The organism is Marinomonas sp. 63XJN7_7_ISO-PGPR-S23-202, assembly GCF_056173505.1.
On the sequence record NZ_CM149677.1, the window covers coordinates 5,101,075 to 5,122,961 of the forward strand.

At 45.9% G+C, this 21,887-nt stretch carries 20 protein-coding genes; 15 read left to right on the forward strand and 5 right to left on the reverse strand.

The window, feature by feature from the left end; genetic code table 11:
- Positions 1-32: 32 nt before the first annotated feature.
- From ubiA to phoR, 3 genes are all read left to right on the forward strand, one after another.
- Positions 33-890 carry a 4-hydroxybenzoate octaprenyltransferase gene (gene ubiA, locus AC0VYG_RS23490; protein WP_475430248.1) on the forward strand — a complete coding sequence of 286 codons (858 nt, stop codon included), beginning with the start codon at positions 33-35 and terminating at the stop codon, positions 888-890.
- 84 nt (positions 891-974) lie between these two features.
- Positions 975-1,667 (forward strand): phosphate regulon transcriptional regulator PhoB, encoded by a 693-nt coding sequence (gene phoB / locus AC0VYG_RS23495; RefSeq protein WP_475430249.1) that lies wholly within the window; start codon positions 975-977, stop codon positions 1,665-1,667.
- 9 nt (positions 1,668-1,676) lie between these two features.
- Positions 1,677-3,038 (forward strand): phosphate regulon sensor histidine kinase PhoR, encoded by a 1,362-nt coding sequence (gene phoR, locus AC0VYG_RS23500; RefSeq protein WP_475430250.1) that lies wholly within the window; start codon positions 1,677-1,679, stop codon positions 3,036-3,038.
- A 176-nt stretch (positions 3,039-3,214) separates the two neighbouring features.
- Here phoR and AC0VYG_RS23505 read toward each other — a convergent pair whose 3' ends face one another.
- On the reverse strand, positions 3,215-4,060 hold the full coding sequence (locus AC0VYG_RS23505; protein WP_475430251.1) for a response regulator: 846 nt from the start codon (positions 4,058-4,060) through the stop codon (positions 3,215-3,217).
- A 24-nt stretch (positions 4,061-4,084) separates the two neighbouring features.
- Entirely contained in the window at positions 4,085-4,840 is a 756-nt protein-coding gene (cysZ, locus tag AC0VYG_RS23510; protein ID WP_475430252.1) for a sulfate transporter CysZ, read from the reverse strand.
- 324 nt (positions 4,841-5,164) lie between these two features.
- On the opposite strand from cysZ, the gene AC0VYG_RS23515 reads away from it, so the two are divergent.
- From AC0VYG_RS23515 to oppF, 5 genes are all read left to right on the forward strand, one after another.
- Positions 5,165-6,787, forward strand: coding sequence for an ABC transporter substrate-binding protein (locus AC0VYG_RS23515; protein WP_475430253.1), 1,623 nt, complete (start codon positions 5,165-5,167; stop codon positions 6,785-6,787).
- A gap of 105 nt (positions 6,788-6,892) precedes the next feature.
- A complete protein-coding gene (gene oppB, locus AC0VYG_RS23520) occupies positions 6,893-7,813 on the forward strand; it encodes an oligopeptide ABC transporter permease OppB (RefSeq protein ID WP_475430254.1) in 921 nt (306 codons plus the stop codon).
- A gap of 11 nt (positions 7,814-7,824) precedes the next feature.
- On the forward strand, positions 7,825-8,751 hold the full coding sequence (oppC, locus tag AC0VYG_RS23525) for an oligopeptide ABC transporter permease OppC (RefSeq protein WP_475430255.1): 927 nt from the start codon (positions 7,825-7,827) through the stop codon (positions 8,749-8,751).
- A gap of 9 nt (positions 8,752-8,760) precedes the next feature.
- Complete coding sequence (gene oppD / locus AC0VYG_RS23530) at positions 8,761-9,753, forward strand: oligopeptide ABC transporter ATP-binding protein OppD (protein WP_475430256.1); 993 nt, start codon at positions 8,761-8,763, stop codon at positions 9,751-9,753.
- Positions 9,750-10,754: a murein tripeptide/oligopeptide ABC transporter ATP binding protein OppF gene (gene oppF / locus AC0VYG_RS23535; protein ID WP_475430257.1), complete on the forward strand. Its 1,005-nt coding sequence runs from the start codon at positions 9,750-9,752 to the stop codon at positions 10,752-10,754. Before oppD ends, oppF begins: the two co-directional genes overlap by 4 nt.
- Before the next feature lie 40 nt (positions 10,755-10,794).
- Here the strand turns inward: oppF and AC0VYG_RS23540 are convergent, their stop codons facing one another.
- A complete protein-coding gene (locus tag AC0VYG_RS23540) occupies positions 10,795-11,046 on the reverse strand; it encodes a hypothetical protein (RefSeq protein WP_475430258.1) in 252 nt (83 codons plus the stop codon).
- Between the two features lie 62 nt (positions 11,047-11,108).
- Here AC0VYG_RS23540 and AC0VYG_RS23545 point away from each other — a divergent pair, with 62 nt between their 5' ends.
- Genes AC0VYG_RS23545 through AC0VYG_RS23555 form a run of 3 tightly spaced genes read left to right on the forward strand, consistent with a single transcriptional unit; the run spans position 11,109 to position 13,800 of the window.
- Entirely contained in the window at positions 11,109-11,621 is a 513-nt protein-coding gene (locus AC0VYG_RS23545) for a putative pterin-binding protein (protein WP_475430259.1), read from the forward strand.
- Between the two features lie 6 nt (positions 11,622-11,627).
- Positions 11,628-13,400, forward strand: a complete 1,773-nt coding sequence (locus tag AC0VYG_RS23550; RefSeq protein ID WP_475430260.1) for a sensor histidine kinase — start codon at positions 11,628-11,630, stop codon at positions 13,398-13,400.
- Positions 13,401-13,446: 46 nt separating this feature from the next.
- Entirely contained in the window at positions 13,447-13,800 is a 354-nt protein-coding gene (locus AC0VYG_RS23555; RefSeq protein WP_475430261.1) for an Hpt domain-containing protein, read from the forward strand.
- Between the two features lie 17 nt (positions 13,801-13,817).
- On the opposite strand, the gene AC0VYG_RS23560 is transcribed toward AC0VYG_RS23555, so the two are convergent.
- Both AC0VYG_RS23560 and phoU read right to left on the reverse strand, forming a co-directional pair.
- Positions 13,818-14,318: a GAF domain-containing protein gene (locus AC0VYG_RS23560; RefSeq protein ID WP_475430262.1), complete on the reverse strand. Its 501-nt coding sequence runs from the start codon at positions 14,316-14,318 to the stop codon at positions 13,818-13,820.
- 130 nt (positions 14,319-14,448) lie between these two features.
- Positions 14,449-15,168 (reverse strand): phosphate signaling complex protein PhoU, encoded by a 720-nt coding sequence (phoU, locus tag AC0VYG_RS23565; protein WP_475430263.1) that lies wholly within the window; start codon positions 15,166-15,168, stop codon positions 14,449-14,451.
- A 471-nt stretch (positions 15,169-15,639) separates the two neighbouring features.
- Between phoU and AC0VYG_RS23570 the strand changes: the two genes are divergently transcribed.
- From AC0VYG_RS23570 to AC0VYG_RS23585, 4 genes are all read left to right on the forward strand, one after another.
- Positions 15,640-16,614, forward strand: coding sequence for an NADPH:quinone reductase (locus AC0VYG_RS23570; protein ID WP_475430264.1), 975 nt, complete (start codon positions 15,640-15,642; stop codon positions 16,612-16,614).
- Between the two features lie 257 nt (positions 16,615-16,871).
- Positions 16,872-17,642, forward strand: a complete 771-nt coding sequence (locus tag AC0VYG_RS23575; RefSeq protein WP_475430265.1) for an AraC family transcriptional regulator — start codon at positions 16,872-16,874, stop codon at positions 17,640-17,642.
- A 335-nt stretch (positions 17,643-17,977) separates the two neighbouring features.
- On the forward strand, positions 17,978-21,100 hold the full coding sequence (putA, locus tag AC0VYG_RS23580; protein ID WP_475430266.1) for a bifunctional proline dehydrogenase/L-glutamate gamma-semialdehyde dehydrogenase PutA: 3,123 nt from the start codon (positions 17,978-17,980) through the stop codon (positions 21,098-21,100).
- A gap of 24 nt (positions 21,101-21,124) precedes the next feature.
- Positions 21,125-21,808, forward strand: coding sequence for a 1-pyrroline-5-carboxylate dehydrogenase (locus AC0VYG_RS23585; RefSeq protein WP_067011685.1), 684 nt, complete (start codon positions 21,125-21,127; stop codon positions 21,806-21,808).
- Positions 21,809-21,887: the final 79 nt, after the last annotated feature.

Consider the following 21,887-nt stretch of genomic DNA (forward strand, 5'->3'; position numbering starts at 1 on the left):
CCTAATTCTGACGACTAAATCAATGGACTCCCATGAACAAGCTTAAAGATTACGCCGACTTAACGCGTTTTAATCGTCCTATTGGCTCCCTACTCTTGCTGTGGCCAACCCTATGGGCCCTTTGGCTAGCGGCCGATGGCTGGCCCCAGTGGCATCTTATTGTCATTTTTGTTCTGGGAGTGTTTAGCATGCGTTCCGCAGGCTGTGTCATCAATGATTATGCCGACCGAAAAGTCGATGGCCACGTTGAGCGAACAAAGAATCGTCCTTTACCGTCTGGCCGTGTGTCCGAAAAAGAAGCGCTGGGGCTGTTCGCCTTTTTGGTCGTACTGAGCTTTTTGTTAGTGCTGTGTACCGATTTACGAACCATTTTGCTGTCTTTCGTCGGCTTAGGGCTAGCGGCACTGTACCCCTTTATGAAGCGCTACACCCACCTGCCCCAGTTATTTCTTGGCTTGGCGTTCTCTTGGGCGATTCCCATGGCATACAGCGCCCAAGGCGGGGATCTGCTAGACCCCAAGTTGTGGATGCTGTTTGTGGCAAACTGCTTCTGGACCATTGCCTATGACACCTACTATGCCATGACAGACCGACCCGACGATTTAAAAGTCGGCATTAAATCCACCGCGATCCTTTTCGGCAAATACGATTTACTTGTTATTCTCTGTCTACAAGGTCTGACGTTATCCCTGTTGGTCTGGATCGGAATATTGGCCCACCTTAACTGGATCTACTTTGTGTCGCTTATCATCAGTTTGGGATTATTTGGGATGCAATACCAAAAAGCCAAAGAACGTGACCGACAAGCCTGCTTCCATGCTTTCTTAGACAATAACCGAATTGGTTACTGTATCTTTATTGGCATCGCTGCTAGCTTACTATTTGTGTAATATATGGCGAATATGTGACATTTTCATATAACTGTCATACTAAGACGTTTTAATTAAACCGTTCCTGAGATGAGGGTAGATCCTGTGACCGGTAAAAAAGTATTAATCATTGATGATGAGTCTTCCATTCGCGAAATGATCGCCGTCGCCTTAGAAATGGCGGGATACGAATATATGGAAGCAGAAAATAGTCAACAAGCCCACGAAATCATTGTCGACCATCGACCTGATTTGATTCTCTGCGACTGGATGATGCCAGGGAGCAGTGGTATAGAACTGACTCGTCGCCTTAAAAAAGACAGTGCAACAGCGGAAATTCCCGTCATTATGTTGACGGCGAAAAGTGAGGAAGACAACAAAATTCAAGGGTTGGAAGTCGGTGCTGACGATTACATTACCAAGCCCTTCTCACCACGAGAATTAGTTGCCAGACTGAAAGCCGTGTTGCGTCGAGCCACCCCTCAAGGGGTAGATGAGCCAATAGAAATTGAAGGGTTAACCCTTGATCCTATTAGCCAACGCGTTACCATTGACAGCAAGCCACTTGATATGGGGCCAACGGAGTACCGCTTGCTAAAATTCCTCATGACTCACCAAGAAAGAGCCTATTCACGGGCACAATTATTGGATCAGGTATGGGGCGGTAATGTTTATGTGGAAGAACGTACCGTTGATGTACATATTCGCCGTTTACGTAAAGCCATTGGTAGCAGCCATGACTTTTTGATTCAAACCGTTCGAGGGACTGGCTACCGCTTCTCTCCGAAAAGGACTTAGTCATATAATATGAAAGCAGTTTGGCGAAGAGCAATAATTCGCTGGTCTTTAGGGCTTTTGGCCTGCATCGTCATCGGTTTTATCATAAACCACTTACAAGCCGTTGTACTTTTGTTTTTATTGGGAACATTGTATTGGCAGCTGTATCAACTTTACCAATTTCATTATTGGCTACGCCACTCAGGACGAGGTGCGCCTCCTGAATCGGATGGCATCTGGGGAGATATCTTCGATGTTGTCTACCGTTTACAGAAAAAGCAGCGTAAATCGAAGCGCCGCATGCGCCAAGCCCTGAATCGTATCGAGAATTCTACCGCCGCCCTAAAAGAAGGCGTCATTATGGCCGATAACCAAGGCAACTTAGAGTGGTGGAATAACTCGGCCGGGCACTTTTTAGGCCTAATGCGCCCAGTCGATCGTGGTCAACCCATTACCAATATTGTTCGCAACCCAGAATTTTTTCGTTACTTTACCCAAAAACGTTTTGGAGAACCGCTGGTGATTAAGTCACCGGCCAAAGAGGGCGTTTATTTAGAAGTCCAAACCACCTTGTATGATAAAAATGATCATTTGATTTTTATCCGCGATGTCACAAGACTGCATCTGCTTGAAGAAATGCGCAAAGACTTTGTCGCCAATGCTTCCCACGAGCTAAAAACCCCTTTAACGGTCATCAAAGGTTACTTGGAAACGTTAGAAATGTTCCAAGACTCCCTGCCCGCCAGCATGCAAAAAGGCATCACCAACATGTCTGAGCAGTCGGAGCGCATGGAACATTTAATCGAAGATTTATTGCTGCTATCGCGTTTAGAAAGCAATGATAAACGGGAGGAAGAGCATTGGCACGAGGTGTCTTCTTGGGCAGAGGCGATTAAGAAAATTGCGTCACCACTGCTTACTGACAAGCATACATTAGACATTGATATTCCAGAAAAAGCACGTTTGTACGGTTCTTACAACGAGCTCTACAGTGCGTTTTCTAATTTGGTGGTCAACGCCATCAAGTACTCGCCAGATGGTGGTGACATCAAGGTGAAGTGGGAATCCAATGAATTTAGTGGCGTGTTTTCAGTAGCCGACCAAGGTTTGGGCATAGACCCAAGATACATTCCGCGCTTAACGGAGCGATTTTTCCGCGTAGATAAAGGCCGCAGCACCAAAACGGGCGGCACGGGCTTAGGTTTAGCCATCGTCAAGCATGTCCTCATGCACCATGATGCTAAGTTACAGATCCTTAGCGAACTCAACCGTGGTAGTCGCTTCTCTTGTCATTTCCCTGCCAACCGTGTGCGGACGGATGATATCCCGGCGTTTTCTGCAATAGAAAAAAATGTTGAGGATGACAAAGAACCTATTGCAAAAGACCAATAAACCCCACCCTAACCCTCCCCTTAAATAAGGGGAGGGAACACGATATTCCTCAACCCAGCCCCTTCCAACGGAGCTGGGAGGGAACTACGGCTCATCCTACCAAAGGGAACTGTTTCGCTCCTCCCCCTTACCAAGGGGGAGGCTGGGAGGGGGTGATAAGGGTTCAATAAATAACACTATAAGCTATCAAACAGCTTACTGATAAACGCTTCTTTTTCAGCATCTTGGTCAATCAGCCCTAAACCAACGGTTAAAAAGGTTGAATCATGTTTCTTCTCAGTGGTGGCGACGGATTGGACATAATAATTTAGGCGATTGACCTTGCCCTCAAACTCTAAATCCAAAACAGATTGTCCCAATACCTGAGGAATCACGTCATCGCTCTTTATTAGCATGGTAGCGTCTTGCTTACTAAATTGAATCACCATGCAGCGAAATTGCTTGCCTTCAAAGCGCACCAAGGTTGGCATTTTCACATCTTTCACCGTGGGGACTGGAGCATCAGGGTTGATAAATTTCGTCGCCTCAACCTTACGAGTCGTTTTCCCCGACCCCATCAAGACATCCAATGATGCCGATGCAACGCCACCAGCAGGCGACGCACTTCTGGGTTTTTGTGAGGTCAGCTTACTTTGCATATTATGCTTTTTGGCGGCACTCATTACCTTGTTCACCAGCTGTTCACTGGAAAACGGTTTCCCTAAATAATCGGTCACACCAGATTTAACCGCTTCCACCACATGGTCTTTATCACCACGGCTGGTAATCATCACAAAAGGAATGTCTTCTTTTTTGTATTCAGGCTGCTCACGGCACCACTGCAAAAGTTCCACCCCGGTCATTTCAGGCATTTCCCAATCACATAGCACCATATCGAACTGACTTTTCGATAACAGTTGTTGAGCCTTACGCCCATTAACAGCGTCTTCCAATATGGCGGCAGGAAATTCTTTACGCAACGTGCGACGAATTAAATCGCGCGTAAAAGACGCATCATCCACCACCAGTATTTTTATCGACATTCACAAGCCTCTTTCAGAGCAATCTTACAAGGAAGCGCCATTACCATGCATAGGCTGGAAAACCGAAACCCACAAGAGTGTGGCCGCCAACACAGCAATCGGCATGATCACTAAATTTACAAAAGGAATCGTCAAACACACCATGACAATACCGCCAAAGGTCCAACACAATAGCGGCTTAGTACGCAACGCCATACGCATGTCATAAAAAGCGACTTTGTTATTGTCAAATGCGTAATCCATGTATTGAAGTGACAACATCCATGCTGAAAATAATAGCAGCAAAACCGGAGCAACGACATTCACCAAGGGGATAAAAGACAACACGATTAACAAAATGAAACGTGGTAAGAAGTAGAACAATTTCTGACATTCACGCTGCACACTGCGAGCAATAATGGCGATTACCACTTTCGTGGTCATTTTTTCATCGAACACCCTACCCGTTTGCTTCTCTTCCACCTTTTCCGCCAAAATGGCCATAAAAGGCGATGCTAGAATATTCACCCCAATAGAAAAACTATAAAACAGCAACACAGCAATAATGGCGGCAAAAATGATGTAAAACAGCCAATGCATAAAGGCGAGCCAATGGGGCAAATAGCCCATCGCCATATTAATCAAATCATCAAAGTAATGCAGTGCCACCATGTACAATAACGCCATGAGAATGAGATTCGCCACTAAAGGCGCTACGATAAAAATTCGCAACCCAGGGGAAATAATCAAAGGCAAGGCTTTCAGAAAGGCACCGGCGGCTTTAAAAGGCTGTGTAATCACTCTTATTTATTCCTAATCGATCATAATAGCCAAGAGCATAGCATGAGCGGATTATTGGCTCCATGTCATCCGCTTTTCCTTAGCAAGTATCCACGTAAAACGACTTAAACAAATCATGATTCTCCTTGTCCCTTTCACAAAAATGAAGCAAGCCTAACAACCTTTACCTTTATTAGACGCATAGCCTGATACGGAATTTCGATTGTGGCCTTTTGTAAATTGATTAACTATGAAGGCTGAGCTTAGTTTCGCTCGTCTCATGACTTTATCGTCAACAAGAATAAAAGACCTCACAAAAGCTAACTAATTAAGGTAACGATTATTATGAAGAAGACAAAAACGTTAATCGCCAGCGCCATTCTTGCGGCATCTTTTGGGGCTATGCAAGTATACGCGGCCAATGTGCCAGCTGGTGTTCAACTGGCAAAAGACCAAGTGCTGGTTAAAGGTGGCGAAGGTGAACCTCAAACCATTGACCCACAGAAAGTCTCTGGGACACCTGGAGCACTGCGTGACCGTGACCTGTTTGAAGGCTTATACAGTGAAGGCAAAGATGGCGTGTTGGTTCCAGGCGTCGCCGAAAGCTATACGGTAAATAAAGATCACACTGTTTATACCTTCAAACTACGTCATGATGCAAAATGGTCAGACGGCAGCCCTGTTACTGCAGAAGATTTTGTCTTCGGGTTTCAGCGCCTTGTCAACCCAAAAACAGCCTCAACCTATTCTTACTACGCCGCATTAGCTGGTATTAAAAACGCACAAAACATCATTGATGGTAAAGATAAAGTGTCTTCTTTAGGCGTAAAAGCACTTGATGCCCATACCTTCCAAGTCACCTTGGACCATTCCGTGCCGTATTTTGTCAAAATGACCGTGAACTCCTCCCTTTTCCCAGCCCCCAAAAAAGTGGTTGAAAAATGGGGAGATGCCTGGACCAAACCAGAGCATATTGTCAGCAATGGTGCTTATAAACTGAAAAGCTGGGTCGTCAACCAAAAAATGGTCTTCGTTCGCAATCACGACTACTGGAACGACAAAAAAACCGTCATCAATAAAGTGGTTGTGTTACCCATTGTCGATGCCAATGTGGAATACAGCCGTTACATGGCAGGCGATTTGGACATGACCTCTAATGCAGGTATTCCAACCAGCCGCTACCATGAATTGTTAAAAACCATTCCTCACCAGGTATACGTTACCCCAGCTTTGGGAGTCTACTATTACGACTTCAACAATGAAAAGCCGCCTTTTAACGACGTGCGCGTTCGTAAAGCCTTGTCTTACGCCATTGACCGTACCATCATCACCAAATATGTAACGGCCACGGGTGAAATCCCCGCTTATTCTTTCACGCCTCCGGATGTGGCAGGTTTTAAAGCCAAAGAGCCTCAATACGAGAAATGGACCCAAGCAGAGCGTAACAAAAAAGCCCAAGAGCTATTAAAAGCAGCTGGCTTCGATAAGAGCCATCCGCTGAATTTCACCTTGCTTTACAACACCAATGAAAACCACAAGAAAATTGCCATCGCAATTTCCGCTATGTGGAAAAAAACCTTGGGCGTCAACGTGACCCTTGATAATCAAGAGTGGAAAACCTTCCTAACCACACGTCAGCTTGGTAACTACCAAGTAGCCCGTGACGGTTGGTTTGGTGACTATAACGAAGCATCAACTTTCTTGAGTTTATTCGACTCTACTTCTAGCCAAAACAACGCCCAATATAAAAACCCAGCGTACGATAAGCTGATGGACGAAGCGGCAAAAGCCAATAACCCTGCCCCTTATTATCAAAAAGCGGAAGACTTGGCGATTGATCAAGACATGGCGGTGGCGCCTATTTATCAATACGTCACCAAGCGCTTGATCAAGCCTTACGTGGGCGGCTACATGCCAAATCTTGAAGACAATATCTATACTCGTGATATGTACATCATCAAGCATTAATATTGTCACTTCTCATTCCCTGGCGCAGTGATGCGCCAGGGTGTATTTCCACTGATGGTTCCCTTGTATTAGCCGCCTAGCGGCGACCTAATCAGGTATTTTTTTATGTTCAAATTTATTGTTAAACGCTTGCTTGAAGCCATTCCGACCCTGTGGGCGTTGGTAACACTGTCTTTCTTTTTAATGCGTTTCTCCCCTGGTAGTCCGTTTACCTCAGAACGAGGTATACCAGCTGCGGTATTGGCAAACCTGCAAGCTAAATACCATATGAATGAACCGTTAATGAACCAATATTTCCATTATCTATGGGACTTATTACACGGTAATTTGGGTTACTCATTCCGCTTTAGTGGCTATACGATTAACCAGCTGATCGCACAGAGTTTCCCCATCTCGGCTGAAATTGGTTTATGGTCTTTTCTGGTGGCGGTCTCCCTTGGTGTGTTCTGTGGTATCTTTGCCGCGCTACGCCAAAACTCTCTTATAGATTATGGTGTGATGACCTTTGCCAATATCGGTATGGTATTGCCCAACTTTGTGATTGCGCCCTTGTGTATCCTGTTTTTCTCCATTAAACACCATTGGTTACCTGCGGGAGGCTGGAATGGTGGCGCTTGGCAATACTTGATTATGCCCGTCATCGCCATGTCTACCAGCTATATTGCGCAAATAGCCCGTATTACTCGCGGTAGCATGATCGAGACCATGCACTCCAACTTTATTCGTACCGCTCGCTCTAAAGGCTTACCGAAAGCACGCATTGTTATCCGTCATGCCTTGCGCCCTGCCATGTTGCCAGTGGTTTCTTATCTTGGGCCCGCGTTCGTCGGTATTGTCACAGGCTCGGTAGTCGTCGACCAATTCTTCGGCACGGGCGGTATTGGCCAAAACTTTGTCAATGGCGCGCTTAACCGCGATTACTCTTTAGTCATGGGGATCACGATTTTAATCGGTACCCTCACCATCCTTTTTAACGCCCTTGTCGACATTCTATATGTCTTCATTGACCCTAAAATTCGTTTATAGAGCATTTGACTATGATGACAAATAAAGAAAAAGTCGCGGCTGTCGAGAAGTTTGCCGGACAAGTTGTCGAAGTGGAAGGTCGCAGCTTATGGCAGGATGCTCGCCGTCGCTTCTTCACCAATAAAGCCGCGGTAATTAGCTTAATAATATTGGTGATTATTGCTGCCCTATCCATTTTTGGCCCGCTATTGAGCCCTTGGAACTATGCTGCTATCGACTGGAGCGCGTTATCTGATATCTCTAAGCTAGGACGACCCAGTATTGCCAATGGTCACTATTTTGGTACCGATCCCCTAGGCCGCGATATTTTTGTACGTACCATGCAAGGAGGCCAGATCTCTTTGATGGTCGGGGTTTTAGGCAGTTTTGTTGCGGTCGTGATCGGGACGCTTTATGGTGCCACATCAGGTTATTTAGGTGGCAAAGTAGACAGCATAATGATGCGTTTCCTGGAGATTCTATACTCGTTCCCTTTTATGTTTTTCGTGATCATTTTGATGACGGTATTTGGTCGTAATATTTTGCTAATTTTCGTGGCAATCGGGGCTGTGTCCTGGTTGGATATGGCACGTATTGTCCGTGGGCAAACCCTGAGTTTGAAAAACAAAGAATACATCGAAGCCGCCTACGCTTGTGGGGTGTCGACACCGAAAATCATTGTCCGTCACATTGTGCCAAACGTACTGGGCGTGGTTATCGTTTATGCGACCTTACTGATCCCTAATATGATTCTGTTGGAATCCTTTATTAGCTTCTTAGGTCTTGGGGTACAAGAGCCAATGACCAGTTGGGGGGCGTTGATTGCTGAAGGGGCGCCAAACATGGACATCGCTGTCTGGCAATTGGCTTGGCCTTTGGGCTTTCTGGTTGTCACACTGTTTTGTTTTAACTTCCTAGGCGACGGTTTACGCGACGCACTAGATCCAAAAGACCGCTAGGAGGATGGTATGACAACTATGAAGAAAGAGAATATTTTAGAAGTCGATAATCTGCGTGTTAATTTCAAAACACCAGATGGACTTGTGACAGCGGTTAACAATTTAACATTTGACCTGGCTCAAGGGGAAACCTTGGGCATCGTTGGCGAATCCGGCTCGGGAAAAAGCCAAACCGCGTTTGCCTTGATGGGTCTGCTGGCAGGTAATGGCGTGATTGAGGGAGAAGCCCGTTTTGGAGGGCAAAATATTCTAACCCTCGACGAAAAAGCCATGAACCATATTCGCTCCGAAAAAATTGCCATGATCTTCCAAGATCCAATGACGTCATTGAATCCCTATATGAAGGTTGGCAAGCAGTTAATGGAAGTATTGCTTCTGCATAAAGGGTTGAGTAAAGCGGACGCCTTTGAAAGATCCGTAAAAATGCTCGATGCGGTGAAAATGCCAGAAGCCCGTAAACGTATGAATATGTATCCTCACGAGTTTTCAGGTGGCATGCGCCAACGTGTCATGATCGCTATGGCCTTGTTATGCGAGCCAAAACTGTTAATTGCCGATGAGCCCACCACCGCATTGGACGTGACAGTACAAGCGCAGATTTTGACCCTATTGAACGAGTTAAAAGCCGACTTTAATACCTCCATCATTATGATTACCCATGATTTGGGTGTGGTGGCTGGTTTATGTGACAAAGTGTTGGTCATGTATGCTGGTCGTACCATGGAATACGGCCAAACAGAAGATGTGTTCTATCGCCCAACACACCCTTATACAAAAGGGTTATTGGAAGCCATTCCTCGTCTTGATGGCGATGGTGGCGCGCTGGCAACAATCGCGGGTAACCCACCCAACTTACTCAACCTTCCGGCAGGTTGCCCCTTCCAAGAGCGTTGCCTATACGCGGAAGATCGCTGCCGTAAAGAATCGCCTATTTTGGAAGAATATCAACCTGGCAAATTACGCGCTTGTCACAAACCGGTGAATTGGGAGGTGGCGTCATGAGTACAGCAACTGACAAAGTATTAATGGAAGTGAAAAACTTAAAAGTTCACTTCAACATCACCGCAGACAACGCTTGGCCATGGACACCAGGACTGGCACTAAAAGCCGTCGATGGTGTCAATCTGACCATTTACGAAGGTGAAACCCTTGGTGTGGTGGGAGAGTCCGGCTGTGGTAAATCCACCCTTGCTCGCGCGCTATTACGTCTTGTGCCCATTACCGATGGTAGCGTGGTTTGGTTAGGACAAGACTTAACCGATCTAAACAAAAAGCAAATGCGAGATAAACGCCAAGAACTGCAAATGATCTTTCAGGATCCATTGGCGTCGTTAAATCCTCGTATGACGGTTGGTGACATCATCGCTGAGCCGCTACGCACGTTTAAGCCCCATTTGTCGAAGCAAGAAGTCAAAGATCAAGTACGCGCTATCATGGATCGTGTTGGTCTTCTCCCCAACGTGATCAACCGCTACCCCCATGAGTTCTCCGGTGGTCAGTGTCAGCGTATCGGCATTGCTCGCGCCTTGATTCTCAAGCCAAAACTTGTGGTGTGTGATGAGCCAGTATCTGCGTTGGATGTGTCGATCCAAGCACAAGTCGTCAACTTGCTGAAAGAACTGCAAGAGGAAATGGGCTTGTCTTTGGTATTCATCGCCCACGATTTAAGTGTTGTGAAGCACATTTCCGATCGTGTCCTTGTGATGTATCTAGGCAATGCAGTGGAACTAGCGAGCAAACACTCGCTGTATGACACACCACGTCATCCTTATACCAAAGCCCTATTGTCTGCCGTCCCGGTACCCGATCCGCAGTATGAACGAGGCAAAAAGATCCAACTACTCACTGGGGATTTACCCTCACCGATTAATCCTCCTTCAGGCTGCGTCTTCCGTACTCGTTGCCCTCACGCCAATGAAGATTGTGCGAGTCAAAAACCGGTTTTAGAAAACCTGTCCAGCGAACACCAGGCCGCCTGTCTGCGTTTAGCAGAGATAGCCTAAACCGACTTTCTCGCTGTTAATAACAGAACGAGACCCGAAATCAACTGCACTTACTAAGTAGGTGCAGTTTTTTATTTTTCTGGCCGTTATCAGGCTTTGAATCACTGACAATGAATAAGATGACGACAACGACTAGATAGGAGCGCTGTTCAGGTAAAGCGACACCGCGAGGCGCAAGATCTTTAGAAAATCTTGACATTGATTTAGAATAAAGCACTACACTATAAGCTGATTCTTCAGTAATACTTGAATACGTTTTCGCTATCTTTTTGCGATGTTCTTTATGAGGCATCGGGAATCTTGCATGAAGTCGCGAGCAGCATTTTCTAATGAGAACACGTTAAGGGACTTATTATGCGCTTCCTCTTTTTTTGGGCTTGCCTCACTGTTACATGCTATTTACCAACAGCGTATGCGTTAGAATCCCCAAAAGGTCCTGTTGTGTTGTCATTGTCGGGAATATTGGAAAAAACCAACGATGACCAACAAGCCAATTTCGATATGGAAACGCTTGAAAAACTCCCCCAAAAGAGTTTTACCACCAGCGTCCCTTGGACCAATAAAAAAGATACCTACACAGGCTTTTCCGCCTCCGATCTACTCAAGCAAGTCGACAGTAAAGGAACTTTATTAAGAATCACGGCTCTTAATCAGTATATTATCGACATCCCCGTCAGCGATTTTGTCAAACATGGCGCCATTTTTGCGATTAAAAAAGATGGTCACCCTATTAGCATCCGAGATTTAGGGCCAATCTTAGTCATCTATCCGTTTGATGATCATCCTGAACTGAAAAATGAAGTCTATTACTGGCGCTCCATATGGCAGGCAAGATACATCGAAATTCTCTCAAGCCCACAGGACTAACCGCGAATGTTACGCCAATTCAACCGTGAGAAACTGCCCTTTAAGAAGTGGTGCGTACTGGGTTTTCTCTCATTGCTTTTCAGCACCGTGTTCTTTGCTGGCGGCATTTTTTTCTATGCTTCCGAAGGCACCAAAGCCACACAACAGCGCATTTACGAAAGCTCTTTATGGAATGCCTTACAGTTTCAGCTGCAATCCTATCGTTTTGTGAATTACCTTATTCAAATCAAACCCTCAGACTTACCTCTTAAAGGCGAAGCATACAATCAATACGAGCTGCTCATGAGCCGGCTTGATTTATTGCGAAATGGGGATGTGGGCTATTTGATTCGAGGCATTACTGGCGGAAGAACATTACGACTTCTCAATATCATCACGGGCGAATTAGAACTCATTAGTCTCAACCTGACCAAAGTAGAAAATGGCGACCTGTCTTACTTAGACAGTATGGTGGAGCGCATGCACCATCTTGACAAGCAAGTCAACGAACTCACGGTGCTCGTCAGCCGAGACACCAATAAATACATCGCAATACAACGACGCCACCTTGGCGATAACTTGCGTCATATTCAATGGATGATTGGCGGCTTTTTACTCTCATTAAGTTTGCTTTTGATTTACCTGATCAGGAGTTATCAACAGTATAAAAAAGCCTTCAAACAAAACCAGCAATTGACCCAGCGGATTTTGAATATTAAAGAAGAGCAAGCCCAAAAACTCGTTATGATAGAGCAAGAGATGCGTCCATCGATTCAGGCCTTGTCCACCTCATCTGAAAACTTTATCAAAACTGATCATCAGGCCAGTAAGGAGCAGATGTCTAATCATATTAAAGAATCGAGCCAACAACTGATGACCACACTCAATATGTTCACTGATATTGCCTTACTTGAGGCGAATAAGCTGGATCTCAAATACACAACCGATAATCTAGAACAGTTTATGGAAAGTTGTGTTCTATCAATGGCACCGCAGATACATAGAAAAGGCTTAAAACTCGCCACATATGTTGACCCTTTTATTCAATCTACGGTTTCACTGGACTTTAAACGCTTTAACGACATTCTCTCAGCCTTTTTACAAAATGCCATTACCTATACGCCACAGGGAGGCAGCATCAGTATCCACATTCGTCCATCCGACAACGAATCCCCTTCTTCCCAAGCTGGTCAGCAAATGATGCGCATGGTCGTACAAGACAATGGCATTGGCATGCCAAACAGTTTACAGACAGCATTACGCAACAAAAACCCCTTCACTCCAAGCAAAGAAGAGTCCCCCTTCCATGAAGAAGTCGGTCTTGGCTTGGCCTTTTGCTATAAGCTGGTTGAACACATGCAAGGTGACATCCACTTTACGAGTGAGGAGGATCATGGCAGCGAGTTTTGGATCGATATTCCCTTTCACATCACCTGTGATTGCCAACCTCTACCAACGCCTCTCCGAAGCCATACCATCAAACGGGTGCTCCTGTTTGAAACAGACCCTATTTTAACGAACACATTAGTGCTACAACTGGCTAAAATGAATATTGAGGCCATATTATATGACTCTCAACATTACCCATCAGAAGAGGATTTTGATGTCATCATCATCCACACCGATGCCTTATCGCAAGAAATGGAAAACGACATTCAACAATGGAGTGATAATGGTAAACCCGTACTGTACGGCACACTAATGTCGGCAGAAGAAGAGAACACTGAAGGCAATGGAGGAGACTTTTTCTATCCATTGACTCAAAGCAAAGTAGAGAAACTCATCGTACAATACAGTTAGCATATCACTTCAGGATATTCGCCAACACAAAGTTCTAGGAGAGAAAGTGAGTGAAATTGACCAAACTGTCTTAAGCAGCTTAATTACCATGTTAGATAAAAATATGGTGAACGAAGTGCGCCGCGTGTTTGAACAGGACTGCCAAGAAAAAATGGCTTTACTAGAGTCCGCATGGGTGCAACAGGACCTCGCCACCGTTGCGGAGATCTGTCATGCACTTAAGTCCTCCTCGGGAAATCTTGCTTTACTTTCCCTATCAAAGGACTTTGAGGCGCTTGAGAAAGCCGCGAGAGAAGCGCAAACCGAGCACTTCCCCCTACCAAACAATCTGAACGCCATCAAAGCTCATGTCAACAGAGCGATCCAAGATCTCAATGTCTACCTTGAGCAGACACATTGATCAATATTCGTCTCCCACTAAAATGACCACTCAAGATCGGTTGACTCAATAAAAGTCGTCACTAAAGCCTCTAACCCCTCTTGATCTGCTTGCGAGAAACGCCCTACTTTCGGGCTGTCTATATCAAACACACCGATAAGATCCCCCTCATAAACCATGGGAATCACGACTTCAGAGGCTGAGGCGGAATCACAAGCAATGTGTCCTTCAAAGGCATGCACATCTTCTACTCGCTGCGTTGTCTGGTTGTGTGCCGCCACACCACACACACCACGGCCAAATGGGATACGGGTACAAGCGACTTTCCCAACATAGGGCCCAAGTACTAATTGCTTATCTCGAGCAAAATAAAACCCAGCCCAGTTGAGCTCTGGAATGGTTTGCATCACAAAAGCAGCAAACTGCGCCGCGTTGCAAATCAAATCTCTTTCGCCATCTAATAAGGATGCTAACTGACTGTTTAGGGTTTGATAAAACACATCTAATGGGGTGTTTGAATCAACTTCTATCTCAAACATCGTTTTCACCTAGTCCATAAATAAAACCCGATCATAGAGAAAGCAACGCCAAGAGCCAATGATAAAAAACAAAAAAGCCCAGCGGCTTAACCGCTAGGCTGTTTTATAAAGCCCCAAACCTGTTAGCAAATTATTCAGATTGGGTTTTGACCTGTGCGTCGATTTTATCCATCGACATATGGCGAACATCAATCCCCTTCACTAGGAAAATAAGATGCTGACATACATGGCGAGTATGATCACCAATACGCTCTAAAGAACGTAAAATCCAGATCACATGAAAAACGCGCGTAATGCTGCGTGGGTCTTCCATCATGTAGGTCACTAAAGAACGCAATGCCGTTTTGTATTCCATATCCACGTTACGATCTTGCTTCGCCACCTTAATGGCGGCATCAATATCTAAACGGGCATAGGCATCCAATGTGTCATGGATCATTCGGGAAACCATGGTACCAATACGGTTAATCTCGACGTAGCCACGGGGGGATTCCCCTTCATCAATCAACTGCATGGTCAAGTTAGCAATCTTTTTCGCTTCATCACCAATACGTTCAAGTTCACTGACCGCTTTGCTGATAGACAAGATCATACGCAAGTCACCAGCGGCTGGCTGACGTTTCGCGAGGATACGAGTACATTCTTCATCGATAATGCCATCTAGCTCATTCACCGTTATATCTTTGTTTTTAACGTCTTGAGCGAGAGAACCATTGCTATCCAAAAAGGCTTGAAGCGAATCCTGTACTTGCTCTTCTACCACACCTCCCATCGTCAGAAAGTGCTGGCGTAAGGTCTCCAGTTCATTATTAAACTGTTGCGAAGTATGATCTGTGGTTAACTCTTTCATAGTATTTATACCCTCCGCCTAACGTTAGCGGTGTCAGTCTGTTGTTTGCTTACTTATACTGGTAAACAAGAGGTCATATCGCCAAAGAAAGTCAGTCGGGTATCGCATACCTTGAGTCTGACAACTCCCTAGTACATATTGATATCTTCCTATCAAAAGGTTATCAATATGGCTGCGGGAGGGTTTGACTGATCGGCGCGACCAATCATAACGTATTCCTTTACAAGACTATAAAGTGATCACATGACAAAAATATGACAACATGCTTGCTGACATAAAATTCTCTTGTAAAAACATCCTATTGCAGAGGAAACGGCATGCAACAAAACCACCCACTGAAAAATCATTTTTTCTGCGTCACCTGACTTTTTGTCACAGTATCACCTTATCGTAATGACATAAACAACCTTGCTGAGAAAGCAAATAGACCTTATTCTCAAGCCACCTTTAATAGTCTTAGGATCATTCACAATGAAAGCGATGCAAATCAAGGACTATGGTCCAGCCAGCGACTTAACACTTAACAACGTCAATCAGCCCAGTATTAATGACGATCAAATACTGGTAGAAGTCAGCGCGGCGGGCGTTAATCCTGTTGACACTTACATTCGTTCTGGTACCAATAATTACACAACAACCTTTCCTCACACACCAGGTTCTGACGGTGCTGGCACTATTGTCCAGTTGGGCAATAACGTCACGGGCTTTGAACTGGGTCAACGCGTTTACTTTACCCGTAACCTGACAGGGTCTTGTGCCCAATTTGCCGCTTGTCTGCCCACTCATACCTTTCCTTTAGCCAATGCCTTAACGTTTGAAGAAGGAGCCTGTATCGGTATACCTTTTACGACCGCTCACCGGGCGTTATTTGGCCGAGCAAAGGCACAAACAGGTTATAAAGTCCTCATCCACGGAGCAACCGGTGCAGTGGGTACTGCCTGTGTGCAATTAGCATTATTGAATGGCATGGAGGTCTTTGCCAGTGCGGGTACGCCTGCTGGGGCAGAGTTACTGCGTCAGCTTGGGGTGACCCATGTGATTATGCATAACGAAGAAGGCTATTTAGCCCCTTTTCAAAACTTGGAAAATGGCTTTGACGTGATCATCGAGATGCTCGCCAACCATAACCTATCAGAAGACTTAAAAGCCCTGAGTTTTGGAGGATGTGTGGCGATTGTTGGTAATCGCGGCACCGTCGAGATTAACCCTCGTGATTTGATGGCTCGAGACGCTTCGGTGGTTGGTGTTGCCTTAGCCAACGTCAATCCTGAAGCATTAGCACTGATTGCCTCATCCTTGCTACCACACTTTGAAAGTGGCGAACTCAAACCGGTGATTCGCAAAGTTTATGCCTTAAACGATTTAGGCCAAGCTCACGAAGATGTCCTGCTGCCTGGCGCGCTTGGCAATCTGGTGGTCAAAGTCAAACCAGGTTTTCATCAATAACCAGGTTTTACAAAACCTATACGCCAAAGCGCCTTTGCATCTCAAGACAAGAGCCAATGTAAAGACGCCTTGGCTGTTTAGGCGTTCAAATTATAGAGAAATATGCGGAAGCCTGCTCCCATTCAGTCTAAAAATGGTCCTGACTTTTTTGCTCGTTTTTTTGCTCAATAAAGGGTATATCCTTCGAATAACCCTACTCAAGACCTTATAAGACCGCTATACTGAAATATCATTACTCGTATCATAGGCTCGTAATTTTGACTCCTTCTGATTCAGATGTGTTCAGCTTACCTAACGAGGCCGATGCTCACGAGCACGATTACCACCAGTTGGTCGTAGTCGTGGACGGCAGCACCGACTTCGATATCGAAGGTAACAGCAGAGAACTGCAGACGGGTGGTGGATGCATTCTGCCATCATCGGATAGTCATGCCTTTGCGGGGCTTGGGGAAAATCGAATCATGGTGGTCAATCTGCCGATTCCGCCACAAAAAGCGATTACCGACGAAGAATACGAGATCGTCTCCCGCTTATTTGATAAAGCCGCCTATTTCCAATTAAACCCTCGATTACAAATTTTAGCCTCTGCATTGTCAGGTGAACTTCAACAGTACCCAAACGATCTGATTTTAGCTCGTGCTTGTGGCAACACGTTATTGAGTGCTATCCGTCACCAACTTAATAACAACAAAGATGTTCGTCAACGCGGCAACCATCTCGACATTGATAAGCTGGACCAATTTATTGAACTGAATTTATCTCGTCGTGTACACATTAATCAATTGGCCAATTTTTGTTTTTTAAGTGTTAGTCAGTTTCACGAACGCTTTAAAGAACGCACAGGTATCACACCACACCAATACTTAATGCGTAAACGTATAGAACGCGCACAAAAATTATTAAGCGAAGGGGTTCCACCCATTCAGACCGCTGAAATGTGTGGTTTTTCCAGCCAAAGTGCGATGACTAATATCTTCTCTCAAACATTAGGGATTACACCACTGCGTTACCAAAAACAGTTTTCCTAGGACATGTAGGCCGCACTTTTTTGCAAAAGTCACTGCGTGTGTTTTTTGCCCTGTTTTTGGTCATTGACGACGTATCCCTTTATTTTGCGCTCATTTTTAAGTCTTTTGTAAATTTAAGGGAGATTGGTCGGACTTTCTTATAAAAAAAACCGACTTTTTCGAAAGACAGTTTCTTAGTTCTGTCACTAAAGTGTGTTCACTATCCAGTCGTGCCGTTTCATGAGAAAGTTACACCAATAAAAACATCAAGAAACAGCATAGCGCTCTGTAACAACTTACGATCCAAGCAAAAAAAACGAACCGTTTTTTTTGTATTGTCGCGGGAGAATCCGACCATGTTTAAAGCAATTGAAGTGTTAGAACCAGCCTTCATTCAGCGGCCACTCAATGAGTTATGGCAACTTATTTCCCCTCTTTATAAAGCGGATGAAGAGGCGTGGCTGAATGAATTGTTACCCTTGGCAAAACCGACTGATATTGAATTAAAAAATTGCACGGATGCAGCGACGCACTTGATTGAGCAAGTTCGTAAAGACGACGACAGCATGTCCATGATCGACGCCTTGTTGTTGGAATACAGCCTTGATACCAAAGAAGGTATCTTGTTGATGTGTCTCGCCGAAGCTCTGATGCGTGTGCCGGACAAAGAAACGGCCGATGCCTTTATCAAAGACCGCTTAAGTGTGGCGGATTGGGCATCCCACGCCAAAAACTCAGACTCTTTCTTTGTCAATGCGTCCACTTGGGGGCTCTTGCTAACTGGCAAAATCGTCACCATGGATGAAGAGCAAGATGGCAAGCCTGCGAACTTAGTGAATCGCATGATTAACCGCGTGTCAGAACCGGTGATACGTAAGGCGATGAACCAAGCCATGAAAATCATGGGGCACCAATTCGTACTCGGTCGCAGCATTTCAGAAGCCCTTTCTCGTGGTAAAAGCTACCGCGACAAAGGCTACACCTATTCTTTCGACATGCTGGGTGAAGCGGCCTTGACCGCATCGGATGCAGAAAAATATCTGAAATCCTACATGCAAGCCGTCGAATCCGTTGGTCAAGACACTTACGGAAAAGGCCATCGTCCAACCATTTCGATCAAGTTATCTGCCCTTCATCCACGCTATCAAGTGGGCTGTGAAGACCGTGTCATGACAGAACTTTTTGACAGTGTCAAAAGCCTGATTAGCAAAGCTCGCTCGTTGAATGTTGGCATCACCATTGATGCCGAAGAAGCAGACCGTCTAGAGCTGTCTCTCAAATTATTCGAAAAGCTCTACCGTGACGAAGTCGCTCAAGGCTGGGGATTGTTCGGGCTGGTCATTCAGGCCTACTCTAAACGCGCCTTGCCAGTACTCGCTTGGATCGCAGCCCTTGCGAAAGAGCAAGGTGATCGCATTCCACTACGACTAGTGAAAGGCGCTTACTGGGACTCAGAAATCAAACTATGCCAACAACGCGGCATTAACGGCTACCCAGTTTATACCCGTAAAGAATCCACGGATGTGTCTTATTTGGCCTGTGCACGCTTCCTACTAAGTGAGCATACTCGTGCCAGTATTTTCCCGCAGTTTGCCAGCCACAACGCGCACACTATTGCGGCCATTAGCTGCTTAGCAAAAGAGTTAGGAGCCACAAACCAAGATTTTGAATTCCAGCGTTTACACGGCATGGGGGACGCTCTTTATAACAGTCTCATCAAAGACAGTGACGTTTGCGTGCGTATCTATGCACCTGTTGGTAGCCATAAAGATTTGCTGCCCTACTTGGTTCGTCGTTTATTAGAAAATGGGGCAAACAGCTCCTTCGTTCACCGTTTAGTGGACGCTCGCTGTCCGGTTTCTGAATTGGTAGACCACCCGGTGACCACACTGGAAGGTCGCAAAACCTTGGCAAACCCGTTCATAAAATTACCTCTGGATATGTTTGAAGATCGTAAAAACTCCTTCGGTCCAAACATCGAAATCGAATCAGAATGGCGTCCATTCCAGTCAAAAATCGACGCCTTTATGGGTCAAGATACCCAATGGCGCGGTTACCCTATTGTTGGGGGCAAGCCAGTGCATACAGGCCATACACACAGTGTGAATAGCCCTTACAACCACGAAGAGACCGCAGGACAACTTGACTGGGCAGATCAAGCAACCGTTACCCAAGCAATTGACCTTGCGGAAGCCGCTTACCCCGCATGGTCCGCTCGTCCAGCGTCGGAGCGCGCGGATTGCCTAGAAAAAATGGCGGATTTGATGGAGGAAAACTACCCAGAGCTGATGGCACTTTGCCATCGCGAAGCGGGTAAGACCATCCAAGACAGTATCGATGAAGTTCGTGAAGCCGCGGATTTCTGCCGCTACTACGCACAACAAGCACGCAGCCATTTCACAACGCCCGCCACCTACACCGACTTTCTTGGCGAAGAGAAGAATGTGCTCTTAAATGGCCGAGGTGTCTTTACCTGTATCAGTCCTTGGAACTTCCCATTGGCGATCTTCACAGGCCAAGTGGTCGCCGCCTTGGTGATGGGCAATACAGTGATAGCCAAACCCGCAGAGCAAACCAGCTTAATCGCTATTCGTGCCGTTGAAATGCTCCATAAAGCCGGCGTTCCAGGGGACGTGCTACATCTTCTACCGGGTGATGGTGCCTCTGTTGGTGCCCCTATCACCAGCGATAAACGGATTGCTGGCGTAGCATTCACTGGCTCAACTGGTACGGCGCAATTGATCAACCGTACCTTGGCAAGCCGTGGCGTTGCCCCAGTCCCAGTCATCGCCGAAACTGGTGGGCAAAACGCCATGTTAATCGACTCAACCTCGTTACCAGAACAAGTGGTTCGTGATGCGGTTCGTTCTGCTTTTGCCTCTGCCGGACAGCGTTGTTCCGCCCTTCGGGTGATGTTTGTGCAAGCGGATGTGGCCGACCGTATCATCCCTATGATCAAAGGGGCGATGGCCGAGCAAAGTGTTGGTTTACCCGCGCTCCACAGTACCGATGTGGGCCCTGTCATCGATCAAAAAGCACAAAAGATGTTGCTCGATCACATCGAATACATGACAAAAGAAGGCAAACTGATTGCTCAGTCTACGTTACCCGCGTTTGCGGATAAGGGCACATTTGTCCCACCAACGGCCTTTGAAATTGCCAGCATTGATCAGTTAACCGATGAAAAATTTGGCCCGATCCTACATGTCGTGCGCTATAAAGCAAAAGACTTGGATAAGATCATCGACACCATCAACAACTCAGGTTTTGGTTTAACCATGGGCGTACACAGCCGTAACGAAACCACCTGCGCGCACATTGCCCAGCGAGCTCGCGTCGGCAACTTGTACATCAACCGCGACCAAGTGGGTGCCGTTGTTGGCGTGCAACCCTTTGGTGGTCAAGGCTTATCTGGTACCGGTCCAAAAGCCGGTGGTCCACACTATCTACAGCGTTTCGCGACTGAACAATACCTTTAAGTCGGCGAACAAGGAGACATGGTAATGACAATCATACAACCTATCCAAATTGATGTCGCTCGAAGCGCCTTCGAAGCTTGGGATTCATTAGGAGTTAATGGTCGTGTTGAGCGCTTGGCTCGCACCATGACCCTATTGCCAGAAACTCAACGTAAAATGGCAGTTTGGCAACTCAATAATGCTCAACACGAAATCGCAGAAACCTTAGTGATGCCAGGGCCAACAGGAGAAAGAAACGAACTTGCTACCCAAGGTCGAGGCCCTTTCCTATGCCTGTCGGACTTTGATACAGACAACGCTAAAGTTGGCTTGGTAGGGCAAATCTTCGCAGCACTGGTGGCTGGTAACCCGGTTATCACAGTTGGCCTTATGGGACAGGAAATCATGGATGCCATTCTGGATGCCGTCCCAGAAGGTATTATTCAAAACGTCGCCGAGTCCGCCGTTGATTCATTAATTGAAGCGGATCATCTTGCTGGTGTCGCTATTTTATGCGATGCCGACAAGGCTCAGTCTTTGAGTAAACGCTTGGCTGACAAAAGTGGTCTGATTTGCCAATTAGTGGAAGAAACCAATCTAGACACATTAGGTAAAATCGCGACTCCACATTACATTTTGCGTTTTGTGACAGAGCGTGCGGTCTCAATCAACACCACCGCAATCGGTGGTAATGCGACCCTACTGGCACTAGGAAGTATGGAAGAATAAGTCTCAATATAATCCCTGCTATTGAGTTTTTTAAGCCCTCTTTCTCTCTAAAAAAGAGGGCTTTTGTTTGTCAAAAAAC